At 37.8% G+C, this 18,947-nt stretch carries 26 protein-coding genes; 25 read left to right on the top strand and 1 reads right to left on the bottom strand.

Annotation, left to right across the window (positions count from 1 at the left end):
• Positions 1 to 11: 11 nt before the first annotated feature.
• The 25 genes from TZ94_RS06100 (at position 12) to TZ94_RS05980 (ending at position 18,560) form a co-directional block, all read left to right on the top strand.
• Positions 12 to 419 (top strand): hypothetical protein, encoded by a 408-nt coding sequence (locus tag TZ94_RS06100; protein WP_045615184.1) that lies wholly within the window; start codon positions 12 to 14, stop codon positions 417 to 419.
• Positions 416 to 976: an immunity protein gene (locus TZ94_RS06095; RefSeq protein WP_045615183.1), complete on the top strand. Its 561-nt coding sequence runs from the start codon at positions 416 to 418 to the stop codon at positions 974 to 976. Before TZ94_RS06100 ends, TZ94_RS06095 begins: the two co-directional genes overlap by 4 nt.
• Positions 977 to 995: 19 nt before the next feature.
• Positions 996 to 1,514, top strand: a complete 519-nt coding sequence (locus TZ94_RS06090; protein ID WP_241767283.1) for an Imm26 family immunity protein — start codon at positions 996 to 998, stop codon at positions 1,512 to 1,514.
• An 11-nt stretch (positions 1,515 to 1,525) separates the two neighbouring features.
• The gene (locus TZ94_RS06085; protein ID WP_045615182.1) at positions 1,526 to 2,152 is read left to right on the top strand and encodes a hypothetical protein; all 627 of its coding nucleotides are present in this window, start codon (positions 1,526 to 1,528) and stop codon (positions 2,150 to 2,152) included.
• A gap of 97 nt (positions 2,153 to 2,249) precedes the next feature.
• Complete coding sequence (locus tag TZ94_RS06080; RefSeq protein WP_045615181.1) at positions 2,250 to 2,639, top strand: Imm50 family immunity protein; 390 nt, start codon at positions 2,250 to 2,252, stop codon at positions 2,637 to 2,639.
• A 163-nt stretch (positions 2,640 to 2,802) separates the two neighbouring features.
• On the top strand, positions 2,803 to 3,537 hold the full coding sequence (locus TZ94_RS06075) for a hypothetical protein (RefSeq protein WP_045615179.1): 735 nt from the start codon (positions 2,803 to 2,805) through the stop codon (positions 3,535 to 3,537).
• A complete protein-coding gene (locus TZ94_RS06070; RefSeq protein ID WP_045615177.1) occupies positions 3,530 to 3,970 on the top strand; it encodes a hypothetical protein in 441 nt (146 codons plus the stop codon). Before TZ94_RS06075 ends, TZ94_RS06070 begins: the two co-directional genes overlap by 8 nt.
• A gap of 98 nt (positions 3,971 to 4,068) precedes the next feature.
• Entirely contained in the window at positions 4,069 to 4,353 is a 285-nt protein-coding gene (locus TZ94_RS06065) for a hypothetical protein (protein WP_045615175.1), read from the top strand.
• A 54-nt stretch (positions 4,354 to 4,407) separates the two neighbouring features.
• Positions 4,408 to 4,971: a hypothetical protein gene (locus TZ94_RS06060; RefSeq protein ID WP_045615172.1), complete on the top strand. Its 564-nt coding sequence runs from the start codon at positions 4,408 to 4,410 to the stop codon at positions 4,969 to 4,971.
• Between the two features lie 33 nt (positions 4,972 to 5,004).
• Positions 5,005 to 5,694 (top strand): SMI1/KNR4 family protein, encoded by a 690-nt coding sequence (locus TZ94_RS06055; protein WP_241767282.1) that lies wholly within the window; start codon positions 5,005 to 5,007, stop codon positions 5,692 to 5,694.
• 161 nt (positions 5,695 to 5,855) lie between these two features.
• Positions 5,856 to 6,596, top strand: coding sequence for a hypothetical protein (locus TZ94_RS06050; RefSeq protein WP_045615168.1), 741 nt, complete (start codon positions 5,856 to 5,858; stop codon positions 6,594 to 6,596).
• Positions 6,597 to 6,678: 82 nt separating this feature from the next.
• Positions 6,679 to 7,077 carry an NTF2 fold immunity protein gene (locus TZ94_RS06045; RefSeq protein WP_045615167.1) on the top strand — a complete coding sequence of 133 codons (399 nt, stop codon included), beginning with the start codon at positions 6,679 to 6,681 and terminating at the stop codon, positions 7,075 to 7,077.
• A 103-nt stretch (positions 7,078 to 7,180) separates the two neighbouring features.
• Positions 7,181 to 8,110 (top strand): hypothetical protein, encoded by a 930-nt coding sequence (locus tag TZ94_RS06040; protein WP_045615166.1) that lies wholly within the window; start codon positions 7,181 to 7,183, stop codon positions 8,108 to 8,110.
• Between the two features lie 135 nt (positions 8,111 to 8,245).
• Positions 8,246 to 8,800 (top strand): DUF4304 domain-containing protein, encoded by a 555-nt coding sequence (locus tag TZ94_RS06035; RefSeq protein WP_045615164.1) that lies wholly within the window; start codon positions 8,246 to 8,248, stop codon positions 8,798 to 8,800.
• 152 nt (positions 8,801 to 8,952) lie between these two features.
• The gene (locus TZ94_RS06030) at positions 8,953 to 9,312 is read left to right on the top strand and encodes a hypothetical protein (RefSeq protein ID WP_045615162.1); all 360 of its coding nucleotides are present in this window, start codon (positions 8,953 to 8,955) and stop codon (positions 9,310 to 9,312) included.
• Between the two features lie 55 nt (positions 9,313 to 9,367).
• The gene (locus TZ94_RS06025) at positions 9,368 to 9,964 is read left to right on the top strand and encodes an SMI1/KNR4 family protein (RefSeq protein WP_045615161.1); all 597 of its coding nucleotides are present in this window, start codon (positions 9,368 to 9,370) and stop codon (positions 9,962 to 9,964) included.
• On the top strand, positions 9,928 to 10,530 hold the full coding sequence (locus tag TZ94_RS06020) for a hypothetical protein (protein WP_241767281.1): 603 nt from the start codon (positions 9,928 to 9,930) through the stop codon (positions 10,528 to 10,530). The genes TZ94_RS06025 and TZ94_RS06020 overlap by 37 nt, the downstream gene beginning before the upstream one ends.
• A 59-nt stretch (positions 10,531 to 10,589) precedes the next feature.
• A complete protein-coding gene (locus TZ94_RS06015; RefSeq protein WP_045615159.1) occupies positions 10,590 to 11,195 on the top strand; it encodes a DUF6707 family protein in 606 nt (201 codons plus the stop codon).
• Positions 11,196 to 11,234: 39 nt separating this feature from the next.
• A complete protein-coding gene (locus tag TZ94_RS06010) occupies positions 11,235 to 11,714 on the top strand; it encodes an NUDIX hydrolase (RefSeq protein WP_045615158.1) in 480 nt (159 codons plus the stop codon).
• Between the two features lie 7 nt (positions 11,715 to 11,721).
• Complete coding sequence (locus tag TZ94_RS06005) at positions 11,722 to 12,450, top strand: GNAT family N-acetyltransferase (RefSeq protein WP_045615157.1); 729 nt, start codon at positions 11,722 to 11,724, stop codon at positions 12,448 to 12,450.
• Positions 12,451 to 12,491: 41 nt separating this feature from the next.
• Entirely contained in the window at positions 12,492 to 13,376 is an 885-nt protein-coding gene (locus TZ94_RS06000) for a putative PEP-binding protein (RefSeq protein ID WP_045615156.1), read from the top strand.
• Positions 13,336 to 13,776, top strand: a complete 441-nt coding sequence (locus TZ94_RS05995) for an ASCH domain-containing protein (RefSeq protein ID WP_045615155.1) — start codon at positions 13,336 to 13,338, stop codon at positions 13,774 to 13,776. Before TZ94_RS06000 ends, TZ94_RS05995 begins: the two co-directional genes overlap by 41 nt.
• Positions 13,777 to 13,898: 122 nt before the next feature.
• Positions 13,899 to 16,445, top strand: a complete 2,547-nt coding sequence (locus tag TZ94_RS05990; protein WP_045615153.1) for a M1 family metallopeptidase — start codon at positions 13,899 to 13,901, stop codon at positions 16,443 to 16,445.
• Positions 16,446 to 16,561: 116 nt separating this feature from the next.
• Positions 16,562 to 17,233: a two-component system response regulator CiaR gene (ciaR, locus tag TZ94_RS05985; RefSeq protein ID WP_045615151.1), complete on the top strand. Its 672-nt coding sequence runs from the start codon at positions 16,562 to 16,564 to the stop codon at positions 17,231 to 17,233.
• A complete protein-coding gene (locus TZ94_RS05980) occupies positions 17,226 to 18,560 on the top strand; it encodes a sensor histidine kinase (protein ID WP_045615149.1) in 1,335 nt (444 codons plus the stop codon). The genes ciaR and TZ94_RS05980 overlap by 8 nt, the downstream gene beginning before the upstream one ends.
• 26 nt (positions 18,561 to 18,586) lie before the next feature.
• Here the strand turns inward: TZ94_RS05980 and TZ94_RS05975 are convergent, their stop codons facing one another.
• A complete protein-coding gene (locus TZ94_RS05975) occupies positions 18,587 to 18,862 on the bottom strand; it encodes a DUF3270 family protein (protein WP_045615148.1) in 276 nt (91 codons plus the stop codon).
• Positions 18,863 to 18,947 lie beyond the last annotated feature (85 nt).

Below are 18,947 nucleotides of genomic sequence, written 5' to 3'. Positions count from 1 at the left end.
TGGAGCAGGATATGGTTGAGAAAGAATGGCGTTTTTATTCATCAGAGGATGATAGGGAGTGGGTGATTTTATCAGAACGTGACAGAGCTGAAACAAAAGAGGATATCCACTCTGTTAATCAGAAAGAATCCGTCATGCGAATGTATCGAAGACCGGGGGACTTTATCTCAGTGTCTTTGCTGTCTGCTTCTTATGAGATAGACGATGTAACAGGGAAACTTGGACAAGAGCGAGATTTCTATTTAAAAATTGAATGCCTGCAAGATGGATGGGCCAGTATTAGTTCTCAAGTCTATAAAAAAGAGGAAGCAGTAACCTTAGCAAGCCTCTTTATGGGACTCAGAAAAGATGCGGCTATCAAGCTTTGGAAGTTAAAAAAATTGGGTGAAAAGAATCTAGGAGATCGGATAGAAAAATGACAGTTACTATTGATGAATTAGTGAAGGAGCTTGGTTTTTGTGTGGTGCCTACAGAGGAGAAACCATTTAGTCTGGATGATGTCCGTTTCAACCTTTTGGCATATTTAGAGGATTATTCTAAAATGGGATTTTCTTTTTTCAAAGTAGCTACTGATCTAGTAAAACTAAGGAAAGAGCAAGAGAGTTATAGGCTTTTTGGCCAGTGTTTTTTAGGTGCTTTTGTGATTGGAGAAGAGGAACAAGTCTTCTTACTTTGCAATCGAGAAGGAAGAGAAGTTTTTCAAGAATCAAGGGTTTATGTCAATTCTTCCTTACATACTTTTGTTTCCTCTTATTCGCTCTTTCTATCAGGCATCTTTCTTTTGAAAGCAAAGTTTTATGAGATTGAGCAAGATGAAGTCGAAGAGATTGCAGCAAATTTGAAGAACCAAGTACTTGCCTTGGAAAAGCCCCTTGAACAAGAATTGCCCTTCTGGGAGCACATGGCCTATTTGATAGAAGACGATGGAATCGTTCTAAGAGATGATCTCTTTCATATCTTAAATAAAGAACAGTAGGAATAGAACTAAATTAATTATGGAGAAAAAATTGCCCCAGATAAAGATTCGTGAGTGGAATGAAAAGCCAAGAACAAAACTTCGATTTATTAAAATTGGTGATATTTTTTGCTATCAATTTTCGGAGGAAATGTTTGTATTTGGTCAAATCCTTGGAAAAGTGAATGTTGGTCATGTCATTCAATTTTTCGATATCTTTCAAGCAAATCCTACTATAACAGTTGAGGAGCTAAGTCGTGCTCAATTTATAGGTAAGCCCATCATTATAGATTCCTACACCTTGTTTGATCGAAGTCCAGTATGGTCTTGGCAGATAATTGGTCACCAAGTGGATTTTGATCCAAGCCCTTTTAAGAATTTAGCCTTTAAATGGGGAGACCCAAATGGTCCTCAATTTGGGAAGGTCAGGCTAGATGGTAGGCGTGAACCTAAGATTTTTTCTAGGGAAGAAGTTGAGGACCTAGACTGGGAAGTCTGTGTCGGAAGTATAGTTTATAACAGAATTTTGGAAGAAGAATTGGACAAGCAAATGAAATAAAGGAGTTTGAGATGGACTATGTAGATGAGTTAATTTCAGGACGTACGCCTTTGGTAAAAAAAGTAGCGAAAAAAATTTTAAAGGGTAAATTAAAAGGATATGGACCATTTTTGCATCAAGCCTTGGAAGGCGAGATGGAAAAACCTAAATCGTGGGAATCACAAATGTATTTGCTCTACGCTATGGCCGCAACGGATTGCACAGAGGAAATTCTCTATCTTAAGTCATTGCTGCTGAGAGATATTCCAACCCCTGTAACCTACCGCTCTCTAGCAGTAGCGATTGCTTATCTAGAAAATTTAGAAACAGAGAATTTGTCTTTTGTTTATGAGTCCTTGGAATCGAATAATTTATTGCAAGCTGCAGGTGCTTGTGCAGCACTCTATCTGAGAAAGATTGTTCTGAAAGATGACGATTTTGAGAAAATCATGACCTTTATCACCAAGGATGTTTATTTGGAAAATATAAGAGGAACAATCGCTCCGTTTATGTTCATTTTGGCTACATCTTATCTATATCCAGAACAGAATCGCCAGAAAATTGTAGACTTTTCTCGTCAATTTAATGAAGTACATATAAATACGATCATTGAGGATGTATCCAAAGGAAAGGACGGCAGGAGGATTAGGCTATTCTAAGACCTACTTAAAGAGAGAAGCTGTCACTTCCTTAAAAAGCGAAACAATAACTTTTAAAAATAAGACTTATATTCATTTTTAAAAAGGAGTTCATACTGTGAAATGGTTTGAAAAAGTAGTGGGGAAGGAAAAGATTATTCATTTGTTTGATGGTGATTTGGACTTGAATAATGTATTTCTTGATACTGTATTATGTTACGATTACAAATTAGATCTTGTCCTTTATGTATATGATTTACCAACTAACTTCCCTGAAAAGTGGCAGAAAAGTTCATTCAATGCCATAAAAATAAATTTAGAGTTTTTTAATTTAGATGAAATCCATTTTTATTCCAAGGGGATTCATAAGGTGAAGGGACAACTGGAGCTGCTCTTTTTAGAGAATAAGGTTGAATTCAATTTTATAAACCAAAATGATGTGATGTTATCAGGATCTTCTGACCTTGTTAGAATTGCTGAGATTGGTCCTGTGAAGATTGATACTTAAAGATGAATTTCTAGCTTATTTGCGGTGATTCAGGATGATCAAACAAACCTCCATTGCTAGGAGGGACACCGCGACTATGGGAAAAGTGAAGGAAGAGCACAAACATTAGACCTTGACCTAAGGCTAGATCTTTCTACAAGAAAAAAACTACGAGACCACGAATATGAAGTTACAGTATTTTGAATTAGATAAGCCCTATGTGGAAAATCAACAGAGGATTGAGGAGCTGATGGACTCAGCTACGCTAACTTACGAGGAAGCTAGAATTAAGGACTATCGACAGAATTGGAAAGACCTTAGAAGAGCGTTCGTATATGAATCCAAATGTATGACCTCTATGGTAGAACGGCTTTTCAAACCAGTTATAACCCAGGATTGTTGGAAAATCATCGTAGAATGTGTAGATACGATTAGCAATCCAGCTATCATGAACCTCCTTGGCGTCTATACTGTTCAGGTCTTATTTGATTTTTCTAGCTATGAAAGTTTGAGTCCATTGGATCAGAAAAAAAAGCTCTTAGAGGCCTTTCTAAAAGGGGTAAAGCGCGTGTTTCAGGAGCTCTCTATTCCATGCTCCTTGATAGAGGATGTAGTCAATGAAATAGAGAAAAACGATTACGAAAATAGCTGGGAGTGGAAAAGGAAGAAGATCCAATCCACGACCTATTCCATTCAAGTGGAGCATCAGCTGGATAAGGTGGATTTGTTTTGGGAGATAGAGCACAAGGACAAGAGCATCCGTCAGTTGATTCAATCCTGCCCTGCTCACGAGATGGACTATGGGGCTAAGCTAGGTAAACTGGAAACAAAAGGGAACTTCCTTTATCTGTTGGATAAAGAGAATGAGGTTGTGAGCAAAATTTCTGTTTCAGAATGGTGGAGCAAGAACAATGAGTGAGTTAAAAAAGAGATTATCTTTATTAAAAGTAGAAAAACGAATCAATCAGTTGAAGGGGATTAAGGATGTCCATTTTCTGACCGATAAACCTAAAGAAATTGATTGGTATGCTGGGGAGTTGAATCCTATAGACTCTCCACTTCCGTGCCTTTATGAGTTTCCTGTTGCCCACACTACTCAAGATTTAAGTAGGTCAATTCAAAGTCTTGTTGGCAATGGCAGTCGGTTTATCCTAGTTTTTTGGGAGTTTTCACCAGTTTACGTCTTGTTTCAAATGGAGTCTTTGGATGACTTTTTGCCCTCTTATTCTACTGAATTTTCTACCAGAGACCTGACACTTTTCTTTCAAGACCAGGAAAAAGTACTGGATCTCCATTTAGCGGAGGATAAAGTAGAAGTGAGAGTCTTGGAGAATAAATCTAAGAGCCCGTAGATTCTATAAATTGAAAATGAATATAGAATTAGTCGATGAAAGAGGCAAAAAGGAAAGAATGCCATTCTTGGAGAGACAAATGGTAAAGGAAGATTCTAATGTGTGAAAAAGAATATTATTATTATGGCAATAGTGAGTTTATGACAGGCCTAGGAGTTATTTATACAGAGTTTACTGGTCAGCGTGCAAGTCGACAAATTAACGTTTTGAATGGGAACTCTTATGCTTCCTCTTGCCTACAGGATTATGTTCCAGAAGTAGGATTTCTACTCTATGATGGTCGAAAAGATGAGTTGGATTTATCAGACTCCATCAAGATTAGTCAAGAAGAATTTGAACGAATTTGGGCTCAGGCTGTCGCTAGCGGTCAGAATGATACGTAATTATCAGTTGAAAATAGCCAAATATAATTCCAAAAATGTGAGAGGAGTCTAATAATGATGTTCAAGTTGTTGAAGGAATTTGTAGAAGTCTATCATAGAAACAAGGGCTTAGGAGAGCTTGTATTTACTAGTGACTGTCTCCATGTCGAAAAGCCAGATTTGTCTGGTCAATTGAAAGAGTTCTACCAACATTTGAGCTTTGAGGAAGAAACTTATTTTAGAGGAGCTCCCTATGATTTTGCTCTAATTCCTCTCCCTCTATGTGAAGCTGCATCAGAAGGATGGCAGGATACTAGCTGGAAAGAGAGTTATGTGGTTTTTGCTCACATGATGGGGGATGAGCCAATTTTTTGTGATCTAACTAGCGAGCTTAGTCCTGTATTTGGCAAGATTCCTGGTAATTCCAAGCTCTATTTCTTAAGCCCCTCTTTATCTACTTTCTTGTCTACTTATAGTCAGATGAAAAAGCTAGAAATCACCAAGTTTGAGAATGACATCTACATTGATGAGGACTTGTCGGACTATAAAGAAGGTTTTTTAACAGGAATCATGGCTATTATCGAGGAGCAACTTCCTGAAGCCTATCGAAAAGACTTTATTGAATTTATGCTTGGCTAAAGCCAAAGATGAAGAGATGAGAAGCAAATGAAAATGAAGAATTTTTTAAAATGTTGTGAGGATCTGGTCATACAAGAAAGTGGGGCCTCAGCTTTTGAACTAGAAAAACTCAAAGCCAGACAGTTTCCTCAAGCTCACCTGGATTTGCTCTCCATGACCAATGGCTTGGAGTTTTATGGTGGCTATTATCGCTTGTTTGGGACGGATTCTACTCAAGCTATTACGCTAGATTCCTGGAATTCGGATGAGGTATGGAAAGACGTCTGGAGAGATTATGTATCAGACTACTATTTTTTTGGTATGTCTGCTATTGGAGATCAATTCGCTTATAGATTGAAGGATGGGAACATTCAAAGTAATCAAGTTTATTATTTAGATGGGATTACTATGGATGTTATCGAGATCTACGACAGTTTTGAAGCGTTTTTTGAGAGGGAATTTGTTCTGAAATCCCAAGGTGGGATGGAATCTATTTTTGTTTCTGCTAGGGAACGATTTGGAAATCTAGACCTCTCCAGAAGCTGTATTTATTCCCCTTCCTTAATGATAGTGAATGATTCAAGTGTTGAAAATCTCATGCTTTTACCGACAAAGGATGTCATGACCATCAATGGGGATTTGTTTGTTCAATTGTTTGATTCAGAGGAGTCTATTACGAAACTAGAGCAATATCTAGACGCTTCGGGTAGAGCCAGAGTCAAGGTTATCTTTGATCGAGATTGAGCAAGCAGGATAAAGTTTATATAGAAAAGAGTACTCTTGAGATTCATGATTTTAGTTTTTGAGACAAGCGATGATTTAGTCTTCTAGTCAGGGTGTCATTGGAAAATGATTTAGGTTGAAAATAGAAAACGAAGCATGATATTCATAAAAAGAGGTGAATAATGACCAGTTTAGATAAATATTTAGAGATCATTAAAAAAGGATTTTCCGAAAGAGAGAATCTAATGGCAATGGAGCCTCTGCGTACTATTGAAGAGATTGCACCATTATTGGATGAAACATTGACTTATAAAGAATTTATCGATATCAATCGCTTATTAAGACAAAAGTACATTGTCGAAAACCCAGAGGATATGCTGAAAGATGTAGATTTTAACCAGCTTTCTTTACCTAGCAATACGAGGGTGATTTACTTGATGGGAAGTAAATCTGATGTGCTAGACTTTTCAAAATATGAACAAGTAGAAAAGATTTTATTAGTTGGGGCTAGAAAAGTAAGAAAGATCATCTTACCCCAGAATGATTGTGTGAAAGCTCTAGGGATATCTTCTATGACAAATTTGGAAACGATAGAGAACATTTCTTTTCATAAAGGTATGCGTTATCTGCACTTTGATTATGGTGTAAAGTTGCCAAACTTTTCTTTTATTAGGGATTTAAATCAGTTGCTCTATCTTTCATTTACGGCAAATAAAAAATTACCAGAATTGGATTTTATCCATCCATCTAGTGAGCTCCGTTTTTTAGATTTTGTCGATACGTCTATTTTTAACTACGCATCAACAGTTAGCTACCTGAAGTGTCTGAAACATCTTCGATTTTTAACAACGGGAAGAACGAATCAAAAGCAAAGGGATCTTCTTAGAAGCGAGTTACCACATGTTTGCATGCGAGAGGGTTAAAAACGACTTCAATACAGGTTTTTATAACCTATGTTTTCAGAATAAACGAACCTTTAGTCCTATTGTTTAAGCAGGAGGATATATGAGCCATACGAATCTAGCAAAAGAAACCTTACTCCAGTTTATGCAGGCTATGTATTCTTGGGAGAGAAAAGCCACTAGGAGCCTAAGAAACCAAGCCGATAAAGAGATGTTGAAGGATGAATTAGCTACTATTTTTAATCAGTTTTGTAGATTTAAAACAACACTCAGAGCAAGGGAAGTAACTTTGTCTGTCCGATTTCCATTTGAGTATAAATTAGAAACGCATCCCATCGTCGATGAAGAGTATGACGGGAATCAAACTTATTTGTATATTAAGGAGAATCGATCTGGTTTAGAAACTCTCTATCGTTTTCGAATGGTACTTCAAAAGGGGAAATGGTGGATTGATAAGAAAGAATGGCTTGATGATGGGAAGTGGATCAATTCTTCCTTGTGATATACTGGATAGTATAGGAAGTTGGAAAGAGAAGCACTTCAAAATACAGTAGTAGTTGGATTAGGCAATGACAAGTGTAAGTAATGAAATGTTAGAGGTCAATATGAATAAAACACTTTCAAATCAAAAAAGAAAATTAACAACTATCAAAAATCAAATACTGAAGGCGAAAGATTTTCACTTAGAGCCAGAAAACCTATCTAATACTGAAGCCATTTTAACAGCTCTAAAATCTGATAAGAGAAGTGTTAAAGCTAACTACGAAGAAAATGTTGAGATGAGATCTTATCTGTATAATCATGTAGATATGATTGATTCTATAAGTCCGTATCCTCTAGTCTCTAATTTTATAGAAAATAGGACATCTGAAACCTATCAATCTTTGCTAAATGGCTGTTTTTGTTCTGTAATGGCAGATATGGCTTCTGCTAAATACTTGGCTAAAGGGGGCTCAAACTTTGATACAGATATTTGTTTAAATATCTTATTTGCCCTTGCCTATCTAGATGATACTTATGTAGAGTTTTTAATTGATAAATTAGCCTATTTTAAAGAAGCCCAAGTTGAGAAAGGGAAAAAAATTATTTTCTTTTCAGCAAAGAGTTTATTGCCTTTAGTCGTTTTTCTTTATGGAAATGGGAAGGGTGATCGGCTTGCTAACCTACTGGAGAATGCTAGTGATGCCAAATATCAACCCTTGGACTCCAATCCTTATCAAAATGTGAATGATGCCTATAAACAGGTTATGGAAACTATTTTTTCAGAGGATGATGATGTTTTTAGAGAAACAATTTTATCCATGTGTGATTATCATTTAGCGAACACCAGAGATAGTCATTTAGTAGACTTCAATAACTTACTATGGCAATATTTCCCAATCGAAATCTTAGTTTTATTAAAAGAACGTCAGAAAAAAGGTCTCTCAATAGATGGAATTAGGCATCCCTTGCTTGATGACTTTCTGCCCTATTTCATGGATGACTTTCAGATATCCGAGCAAAATAAGATGATTCTAGGAACGATCTTAGACTAGTTGTTTAGAATAGATGGAGACCGTCAATAACCCATGCAATCGCAAGGAATTATAGGAATCACCTATATCCATTTAGATTCCTAGTAAAGTGCAATGAGGAACTCTCCACATTCTGTTAGAAATAGAGGTAAAGAAATGAAAGAGGCCAAAGAACTCTTCCTAGAAAATGGCTTTTCGCGACTAAAGCGAACTAATAACTATTATAAAGTCGATCATGATTTTTACACAGTCATCTATTTTCAACGAAAATCAGATGGGACTGCCTATTTCGTAAATGTTGGCCTTCATCCTCTCTTTCTGGAGTCGAGACTGTTAGAAGAAGTGGATTGTGCTTTACGGACTCGATTAGGTTCTATCGAACATAGAAATGGCATGGACCAAGCTGAATTGGAAAAAGCTGTCCAAGAGGCCATTGATTTTACTGCTCAGTATTCATCCTATCCTACCGTATTTTCAAGCATAGATCCCGAGAAGGATCTTGAGAAGGATTGGTTGTTAAAACAATTCTCTATCACCAAAGTGAACTTATGCAGATTGTATGTTGAGTATTATGATTCAATCAATTCTAAGAAGTTGGCTTTAGATTTTGCAAACTATGGCTTATCCATTACACCTAAGATTGCCTCTATTCCTAAAAACTTCTTTAAAACCTATATTCGTTCGGGAGAAATAGTCAAAACGACTTATTAGGGCGGAGTGAAAGTGCGGATGTACTGGTCAATATCCTGACGAAAGAAACCGGTAGGAAAAAATAGATGTATCTTAATGAACTAATCTAAGACCTTGATAATAATCTTGAGCTGGCATTCTATGTCAGTCTTGTACCAAAAAGGAAATAAGAGATGAAGAACTATTTACTGGACGAAAGGATATTTCAGTATCCTGAATCGTTTAAAAAATTGATTGAACTCAATTTAGTTGATTTTGATTGTTGGTATCTGTTGGATTCAGAATGGGCCTTATCTCTGTACAAGGGATTGCAGGAAAGATACCCAAGCAGAAAGTTGATTCCATTTGCTAAAAGAGGAGATTGTGATGATACAGCTTGTTTTGAAATAGGAAAGGGCAATAAGGTTCAACTCATTCATGATTTTGCTGCCGAAGGATGGGAGCAACGAAAAGAATTTAACGATTTTTGGGAATGGGTAGAATATGCGGTAAAATGCATGATAGAGTATAACAAAGAGGATGGGATTGAGTAATGGGAAGGTCCTATTTTAGGGACGAAGGAACTAAAATACAAGGTAAGGAGAACAAATGGAAACGATCACCCAATTATTAAATGAGATTGAAAAAAGTCTCCAACAGCTAGATCATTCTTGTGTAGAACATCTAAATCCGGGACTTACTTCTCAAAAGATTCAAGAATTATTTGAGGAAATTCCATTACAGCTGAACCAGGACTTGCATGCCCTTTATACATGGAGAAATGGATCAAAAGATAGTGACGGAATCACACTCGGTGAGCTGGCATTTTTTCCTGGTTTTTATTTGATGTCTCTGGAAGAAAGTATCCAGACCTACTTGGAACTAAGAGCAAGGGATGTTTGGAACAAATTTTGGTTCCCAATTTTTGCCAGTGGAGGGGGAGATTTTTATGCCATGAACTTGGCTCCAGAATCTCAGGGTCAAATACATGGTGTTTACGTGTATGAAGAGGAACCTCAGGTCGAATACCGGTCATTGAAATCCATGCTCACAACCTTTAAAGTATGTTATGAACAAGGTGTTATTTTTAGGAATAAACAAGGCTACTTGGATATGGATTATAGGAAGCATGCTGAGATAGCACATGACATAAATCCAGAGGTGAAGATATGGCAGGAATTCTTAAAGGAGACGGAAGAGGAATGATCAAGGAGAGAAAAATGGCAGTAGTTACTGTATTAAAAAAGATCATTAAACTCTATGAGGAAACAACGTTTATTCCCCAATCGGTGAGTTTTTCAAACGAAAAATTAAGGATCCAGTCTTTCAATTTGACAGGAGAATTGCTTGCTTACTATCAACATATAGAGTTCGATAAGGATTTATTTTTTGCCAATCAAAATTTTAATATCGTTTTGTTGCCATTAGATTCTCCTGCAAGGATAGTCGAATGTTGGGCCTTACAAGATGTTCTTCAATTTAGTGAAGGGCAATACCAGATATTTGCTACTACAGATACAGACGATATTCTTTTCTGCGATATGAAAGATGACAGTTCTCCAGTTTACGCGGGCAGTCCTGGAGATCCTAATTTCTACAAACTCAGCGCAAGTTTGACGGAGTTTTTGGAGTTCTATTTCGCTTTTTCAAATTTTTGGAAACAAAGAGAAGATGTCCCTCTGGAGGAATATATTGCAGGGACAGGTGACTTGATAGAGCGCTACCTTTCCCCAGACGTCCAAGAGACAGCGAAAGAATATCTATTTCGGTAAGATTGACCTGAGAAAAGCCTTTCTTAGTAACACAAAGTGAGTTGGATAGGAGAAAAGAAATGAAAGTGAAAGAACTAATCGAAGAGATTGAAAATGATGCTGAGTTCTTCTCGTATTTAAACCAGGTTCCCAAAAAGAATAAGAAAACTCAAGCTAGCTATCTCGAATCGCTAAATCATCTGGCCTATTTACTTTATCTGGATGGTCAAGAGGAAATGGCTAAGAAATTATTAGATAGGATCATACAAGTTCCATTTGAAGGGAATTATAACACGTGGACCTTTGTTGCTAGCTCTCTGGTTTTATTGGCCTATCTGGAAAGAGAGGCAGAAAATCAGGTATTCGTCTATAAAAAACTCCTTTTGTTTCCGTTAGAACAAGGGGAGGAATCCACTCAAAACATAAGAAGGAGAGTTCATCAGAGATTTTTGAATGGTGATAGCTTGGAGCAAAAGCTTGCAAAAATCGAGCAAGCTTCAAGTCCTGAATCAGAAATGGAACGTCGCCTGTTATATTTGACAGATTTGTTGAAAATTAACCTCTTTATTGCTGAGTCAACTTGTGAAGAGATAGATATACAGGAAAAAATCGAAGAGAACATAGAGATACTGAAGAAGTATATCAAGGAGCATGAAATCTATAGCCTCTTTCCTTTTAAGGGATAAGGTGAGCTAGCAATCTTTGACTTTTAGAAAGAATGGAATATGGAAATCAAAAATCACTTTGGTGTCTATGGCATTTGCTATGAGAAAGGAAAATTACTCTGCATTGAGAAAACGAGAGGGCCTTATCAGCGTCGTTTTGATCTACCGGGTGGTAGTCAGGAAGCAGGTGAAGGGTTGACTGAAACCCTCAAGAGAGAGGTTCTGGAGGAGACAGGCTATACGCTTAGCTGTTATTTAAATCCTAGGATGTATGATGTGCTGGTTCAAGAAGAAGGGCAAGATTTCGCTGTGCATCATATCATGGCCTTTTATGATATCGTACTCGATTTCGAGAGCTCTCAACAATCTCTTCCTCAGGAGGTTCTTGATGGAAGAAATGATTCAGCAAATGCAATTTGGGTCCCTATTGAGCAGATTACCCTAGAAAATGCCTCACCCTTAGTATTGAAGGTGGAGGCAGAGTTACGAGGATTTCCAGAATTAGAACGGACAAGCTATAGAAATTGGAAGGTGAAATAGAGGGATAATGGAACTATTTAAAACATGGAAGAAATATATGGTTCTCTATGGACTTAAATCTCAAATCGGTACTGTTTATCGAAACAGTGATAGGACAACGAGCTTTTATGATATTGGGAATTTTCTATACCTAGCAGGGGAGTTGGATTCCAGATTTTGGGAAGATTTTGTTAGGCAATATGGTTTAGATTATAAGATTATTATTTCAGAAGACACTAAGTGGCAAGATTTTCTGCATCGGCAAGGTGGGTTAATTTCTTTTACTCGCTATTCTTTTAAGGATAAGGCAAATTTTCAAGTTGAACTTCTAAATGATCTAGTTACTCATATAGAGGAAGGTTACAATATTGTGCCTATTGATAATCGTATTTATAACTGCCTTTCTGAGGAAGAATGGTCACAAGATTTACAGGGGGATTTTGAGTCCTACCAGGATTTTGCTTTAAAAGGTGGATTTGGCTTTGTGATTCTTAAAAATAATGAAGTGATTGCTGGGATTTCCTCAGGGTTAGTTTACCACGGAGCAGTTGAAGTGGAAGTTGCAACTAGACCAGACAAACAAGGAAATGGATTTGCTAAAAAACTTGGTGCTGCAATGATTCTAGAGAGTTTAAATAGAGATATGTTTCTACTTTGGGATGCTCATAACGAGGCTTCCAAAAAAGTAGCAGAATTTTTAGGATATGAGTTAGTTGAACCTTATGAAGCTTTTGAACTAAAGGAAAGTGTCGTATAATGATATCTGATATTGTATCTTTTAAGACGAGGTGAATGAACATGCAAAATCAACTAGCTCTTAGTGGCGAAAAAATTGTTGAAAAAGTTTATCCCCATTTATTGCACCACGTCGGCTTGATTCGTGGGGAATACTTGTTGAGAGAACTTAACAAAAACATACTATTACCAAATTGTCAGCAATTTGTGAAAGATTATCTAGACACTATTTGTCATTTGTACTCAGATGAAGAAGTCTGGTATCGCTTTTCAGAGTTAACAAATGCAGAAGCAAATAGTCTAGACGGGACTAAAGAGTATTTTGACGAACGTCACCCCTTATTTGGATACAGAGGTATCAGGCGTTTGTTGGCGTGTCCAGATGAATTTCAGGCTGAGACAAATGTTGTTACAGAAGTTTTTCAAACCAATCCCAATCTGTCTATTATTTTTCCTTTTGTCAATGATGCCGAACAATTAAAACAAGCTATTACAGTATTGCGTCAGTATGGTTTTACCGGGAAAGTCGGCACGATGATTGAATTACCATCAGCTTATTTCGACTTGGACAGGATACTGGAAACTGGTATTTCAAAGATTGTAGTTGGAATGAATGATTTAACTTCTTTTATTTTTGCGACTGTGAGAAACAGTCAATGGCATGATATGGAAAGTCCAATTATGTTAGATATGTTGAGACAGATGCAGGATAAAGCAAGGAAGAACAAGATTGATTTTGCTGTAGCAGGCTATCTGAATACTTCTTTCATACAAAAAATGAATCAGATGGGTATCGAATGTATTCTCCATTACAGCTCTATTCCAGAGATTTTTGATTTAGAAATTGACCATCCAGACCATCTTAAACATATAAAAAAAGAAAGTAAAAAATTACAAAGGAGAACCCATGACACCGCAAGAAATGTGGAATGCCTACAAGCAAATTAACCCCTCTATCGGAGATGAGATAGATGCCTGGGCTTTTGGAGTAGAGGCAGATCTCTTGGCTGACTTGGTTCTAAGAGGCGAAAAAACAGCAACAGCCTCAGCTTACGACCTCTACGCAGTAGAGGACGAACCCCTTCCCCAAGAAGGGACCTTTGATGTCATTTTAGACAGTCAAGATCAAGCTGTTTGCATCGTCGAAATTACCAAGGTTTCCGTTCAGCCTTTCCATCAGGTTTCAGCCGACCATGCCTACAAGGAAGGTGAAGGAGACAAATCACTGGCCTACTGGCGTCAGGTTCATGAAGACTTTTTCAAAGACTGGTTAGGAGAAGCAGGTTTGGCTTTTACACCTGACAGCAAGATTGTTTTGGAAGAATTTCGCAAGGTCTACCCTCTGTAGACTACTAGAAGGAAGAAAGTTTTGGAAATCACCGTCCAAAGCTTTTTTCTGACTTAAAATATGATAAAATAGGTATGTTTGAACTAGAGCATTTGCTCAGAAATTTAGAATAGGAGAAAATGATGCAAGCAGTAGAACATTATATTGAAAAATTTGTTCCTGAACATTATGATTTATTTTTAGACTTGAGTCGTGAGACTAAGACGTTTTCAGGAAAAGTGACCATTACTGGTCAAGCTAAAAGCGACCGTGTTTCCCTTCACCAAAAAGACTTGGAGATTGCTTCTGTTGAAGTAGCAGGCCAAGCTCGTCCATTTACAGTAGATAACGAAAACGAAGCCCTTCATATCGAACTTGCGCAAGCAGGTTCAGTTGAATTGGTTATCGCTTTTTCAGGTAAAATCACAGATAACATGACAGGAATCTACCCATCATACTATACAGTTGATGGTGTTAAGAAGGAAGTTTTGTCAACTCAGTTTGAAAGTCACTTTGCTCGTGAAGCCTTCCCATGTGTGGATGAGCCAGAAGCTAAAGCAACCTTCGACCTAGCTCTTCGCTTTGACCAAGCAGAAGGCGAATTGGCCTTGTCAAACATGCCAGAGATTGACGTTGAAAACCGCAAGGAAACTGGCATCTGGAAGTTTGAAACAACTCCACGTATGTCTTCTTACTTGCTAGCTTTCGTAGCTGGTGATTTGCAAGGAGTAACTGCTACAACTAAAAATGGTACCTTGGTAGGTGTATACTCAACCAAAGCCCATCCACTTTCAAACCTTGATTTCTCATTAGACATCGCTGTTCGTTCTATCGAATTTTACGAAGACTACTACGGAGTCAAGTACCCAATCCCTCAATCTCTTCACATCGCCCTTCCTGACTTCTCAGCTGGTGCTATGGAAAACTGGGGTCTCGTAACCTACCGTGAAGTTTACTTGGTTGTAGATGAGAATTCTACCTTTGCCAGCCGTCAACAAGTAGCCCTCGTCATTGCCCACGAGCTTGCTCACCAATGGTTCGGTAACCTTGTAACTATGAAATGGTGGGATGACCTCTGGCTCAACGAAAGCTTCGCCAACATGATGGAATACGTCTGTGTGGATGCCATTGAGCCAAGCTGGAATATCTTTGAAGATTTCCAAACAAGTGGAGTGCCAGCCGCACTTAAACGTGATGCAACTGATGGTGTTCAGTCTGTTCACGTCGAAGTCAAACACCCAGATGAAATCAATACACTCTTTGACTCTGCAATCGTTTATGCTAAAGGAAGCCGTCTCATGCACATGCTTCGTCGTTGGTTAGGAGATGCTGATTTTGCGAAAGGATTGCATGCCTACTTTGAAAAACACCAATATGGAAATACTATTGGTCGTGACCTATGGAATGCTCTTGGTCAAGCTTCAGGGCGTGATGTAGCAGCCTTTATGGATTCTTGGTTGGAACAACCTGGTTATCCAGTCTTGACTGTAAAAGTTGAAAATGATGTCTTGAAGATTTCACAAAAACAATTCTTCATCGGTGAGCACGAAGACAAGAACCGTCTCTGGGTAGTGCCACTCAACAGCAACTGGAAAGGTTTACCAGATACTCTTGAAACTGAAAGTATTGAAATTCCTGGCTACGCTGCTTTGCTTGCTGAAAATAAGACAGCTCTTCGACTCAATACCGAAAACACAGCACACTACATTACAGATTATCAAGGTGAGTTGCTGGATGCTATCCTTTCAGAATTAGTAGAACTTGATAATACAAGCAAACTTCAAATCGTCCAAGAACGTCGTTTGTTGGCTGAAGCTGGTCACATTTCATTTGCGGACTTGCTTCCAGTTGTGGATCAATTGGCACAAGAAGAATCTTATCTAGTTGTTGCTGCGGTTTCTCAAGTTATTTCAGCTCTTGAGCGCTTTATTGATGAAGGAACTGAAACTGAGAAAGCCTTTAAAGCACTTGTTGCTAAGCTCGCTCGTTACAACTATGATCGCCTTGGATTTGAAGCAAAAGACGGAGAAGCAGATGAGGACGAATTGGTTCGTCAATTGACAATCTCAATGATGATTCGCTCAAACGATGAGGAAGCCAGCCAAGTTGCTAGTCAAATCTTTGCAGCTCATAAGGACAATCTTGCAGGTCTTCCAGCAGCTATTCGCTCTCAAGTTCTCATCAATGAAATGAAACACCATGAGACTAAAGACTTGGTAGCTCTTTATCTTGATCTATATACTCATGCTACAGATGCAGTCTTTAAACGTCAGTTAGCTGCAGCCCTATCATACAGCACAGATGCTGAAAATATCCAAACACTTCTTGCAACTTGGAAAGATAAATTTATCGTCAAACCACAAGACCTTGCATTGTGGTACCTCCACTTCCTTGGACACAAGGCTACTCAAGAAAACGTCTGGTCATGGGCGCGTGAAAATTGGGATTGGATTAAAGGTGCTCTGGGTGGAGATATGAGCTTTGATCGATTTGTTATCTACCCTTCTAACGTCTTTAAGACGGAAGAACGCTTGGCAGAATACAAAGCCTTCTTTGAACCACAAGTTTCTGACCTAGCACTTAGCCGTAATATCCGCATGGGTATCAAGGATATCGCAGCTCGCGTTGAATTGATTAAGAGAGAAAAAGCAGCAGTTGAAGCAGCAGTTGCACAATATAGCAAAGCTTAAAATCATTCAAGTTTAAATAGATGAAAAAAACTCAACTTTCTCTTAGAAAAACAAGGAAAGTTGAGTTTTTTTTAAGATATTTTTGTTATAATAAATCTAATAAGGAGGAATTTTTGATGATTAAAATTCTATTAGTGGAAGATGACCTAGGCCTGTCGAATTCAGTCTTTGATTTCTTGGATGATTTTGCAGATGTCATGCAGGTATTCGATGGAGAAGAAGGTCTTTATGAGGCTGAAAGTGGCGTTTATGATTTGATTCTATTGGACTTGATGTTGCCAGAAAAAAATGGATTCCAAGTCTTAAAAGAATTGCGTGAAAAAGGCATTTCGACTCCTGTTCTTATCATGACAGCCAAGGAAAGTCTCGATGACAAAGGACACGGATTTGAGCTTGGAGCAGACGATTATCTAACAAAACCTTTCTATTTGGAAGAGCTCAAGATGCGTATCCAGGCTCTTCTCAAACGTTCAGGGAAATTTAACGAAAATACCTTAACGTATGGTGATTTGACAGTCAATCTATCTACTAATGAAGTTAAGGTTCAAGATGCCTCTGTTGAGCTGCTTGGTAAAGAATTTGAACTATTGGTCTATTTCCTCCAAAACCAAAATGTCATCTTACCAAAAACCCAAATCTTTGACCGTTTATGGGGATTTGACAGTGACACAACCATCTCCGTAGTAGAAGTCTATGTATCAAAAGTTCGTAAGAAATTAAAGGGGACAGCCTTTGCTGAGAATCTCCAAACCTTACGCAGTGTTGGGTATATTTTAAAACATGTTTAATAAAATAAAAAAGAATTGGTATGCAGAAGATTTCAGCTACTTTATCCGTAATTTTGGAGTATTCACGCTGATTTTCTCTGCCATGACCTTGATTATCCTGCAGGTTATGCACTCCAGTCTATACACGTCTGTAGATGAGAAACTTCTAGCACTGAGCAATAATCCTCAGGATATTATTCAATTGGCGGTCAATCGTGCAACTGAAGACGTTAAAGATTTAGATAGTGGTAATGTCGCTCCAGCTTCTGATAAAAAACCAAATGTGAGTTCCAATACGGAAGTGATTTTGCTGGATTCGAATCTCAATCAATTAGTGACTGGCAATCGCTTTTTGGGATTAGATAGAATCACCTTCAATAAAAAGGATTTAAACCATATTCGCCAACTTCATGTTGTCAATAGCTACGGTCAGGATGAGATTTACCGTGTTGTCTTGACGGAAATAAATATTGATTCTGTTTCGACCAATATTAAGTATGCTGCTGTCCTGATTAACACGAGCCAACTAGAGCAGATCAGTCAAAATCACGAGCAGTTAATTGTGGTGGTCATGGCAAGTTTTTGGATTCTATCGATCATAGCCAGTCTCTATCTTGCTCGTGTCAGTGTTAAACCCTTGCTTGAAAGTATGCAAAAGCAGAAGAGCTTTGTGGAAAATGCCAGTCATGAATTGCGTACTCCCTTAGCAGTTCTTCAGAATCGCCTGGAAACTCTTTTTAGAAAACCAGAAGCGACCATTATGGAATCAAGTGAGAGCATCGCTTCCAGTTTGGAAGAAGTTCGAAATATGAAGTTTCTAACGACAAATCTTCTCAATCTAGCACGTAGAGATGATGGTATTAAGCCAGAGCTTGGCGAAGTAGAACCTGCTTTCTTTAATACGACCTTTACCAACTATGAAATGATTGCATCCGAGAATAATCGTGTTTTTTGTTTCTCGAATCGTGTTCATCGCACTATCATCACAGATAAACTTCTCCTCAAGCAATTGATGACCATTCTGTTTGACAATGCTGTCAAGTATACAGAAGAAGAAGGAGATATTTATTTTGAGATTTCAACGACAGAACGCAGTCTCTATCTAAAGGTAGCAGATAATGGAATTGGTATTTCTGCAGCCGATAAAAAGAAAATCTTTGATCGATTTTATCGCGTTGATAAGGCACGTACACGGCAAAAGGGTGGTTTCGGTTTAGGCTTGTCTTTGGCTAAGCAAATCGTAGATGCCCTTAAAGGAAGCATCAGTGTAAAGGATAACAAACCTAACGGAACAATTTTTGAAGTCAAGATAGCGATCTCAACACCATCTAAACGAAAGAATAAATAAAAAAACCTTCGATTCATCGAAGGTTTTTATTTGAATTTTTTCTTGATAAAAGTACGCTGAAATTGCAATGCTACAAGACTAAGACCGATAGCCAAAGCAAATGATAAGACAGTGTTTACTTTTAGTGATAAGAACAAAAAGCTAAAAATCGCTAAAAAGACGCAGAAGCAAGCGATGTTTACAAAAAATAGAACTTCCTTTACACTAGCAACAGAAGCATTTTCTGGAACATAATCTTGAAACTGAGCAGTTTTTACACTTTCTTGTTCAAACTCATACGGGTGTAATTTTCTAGCGGGCATATTTCTCTCCTTAACAGTACATTACTATTTTATCACTTTTTAAAGAGAGAATTATTACAGAATGGTTACAAATTGCATAAAATCT

It is taken from the genome of Streptococcus infantis (genome assembly GCF_000960085.1).
GTDB classification, from domain to species: domain Bacteria; phylum Bacillota; class Bacilli; order Lactobacillales; family Streptococcaceae; genus Streptococcus; species Streptococcus infantis_C.
Note: the sequence above shows the minus strand (reverse complement) of the source record. Positions and strands in the feature narration are given on the sequence as shown.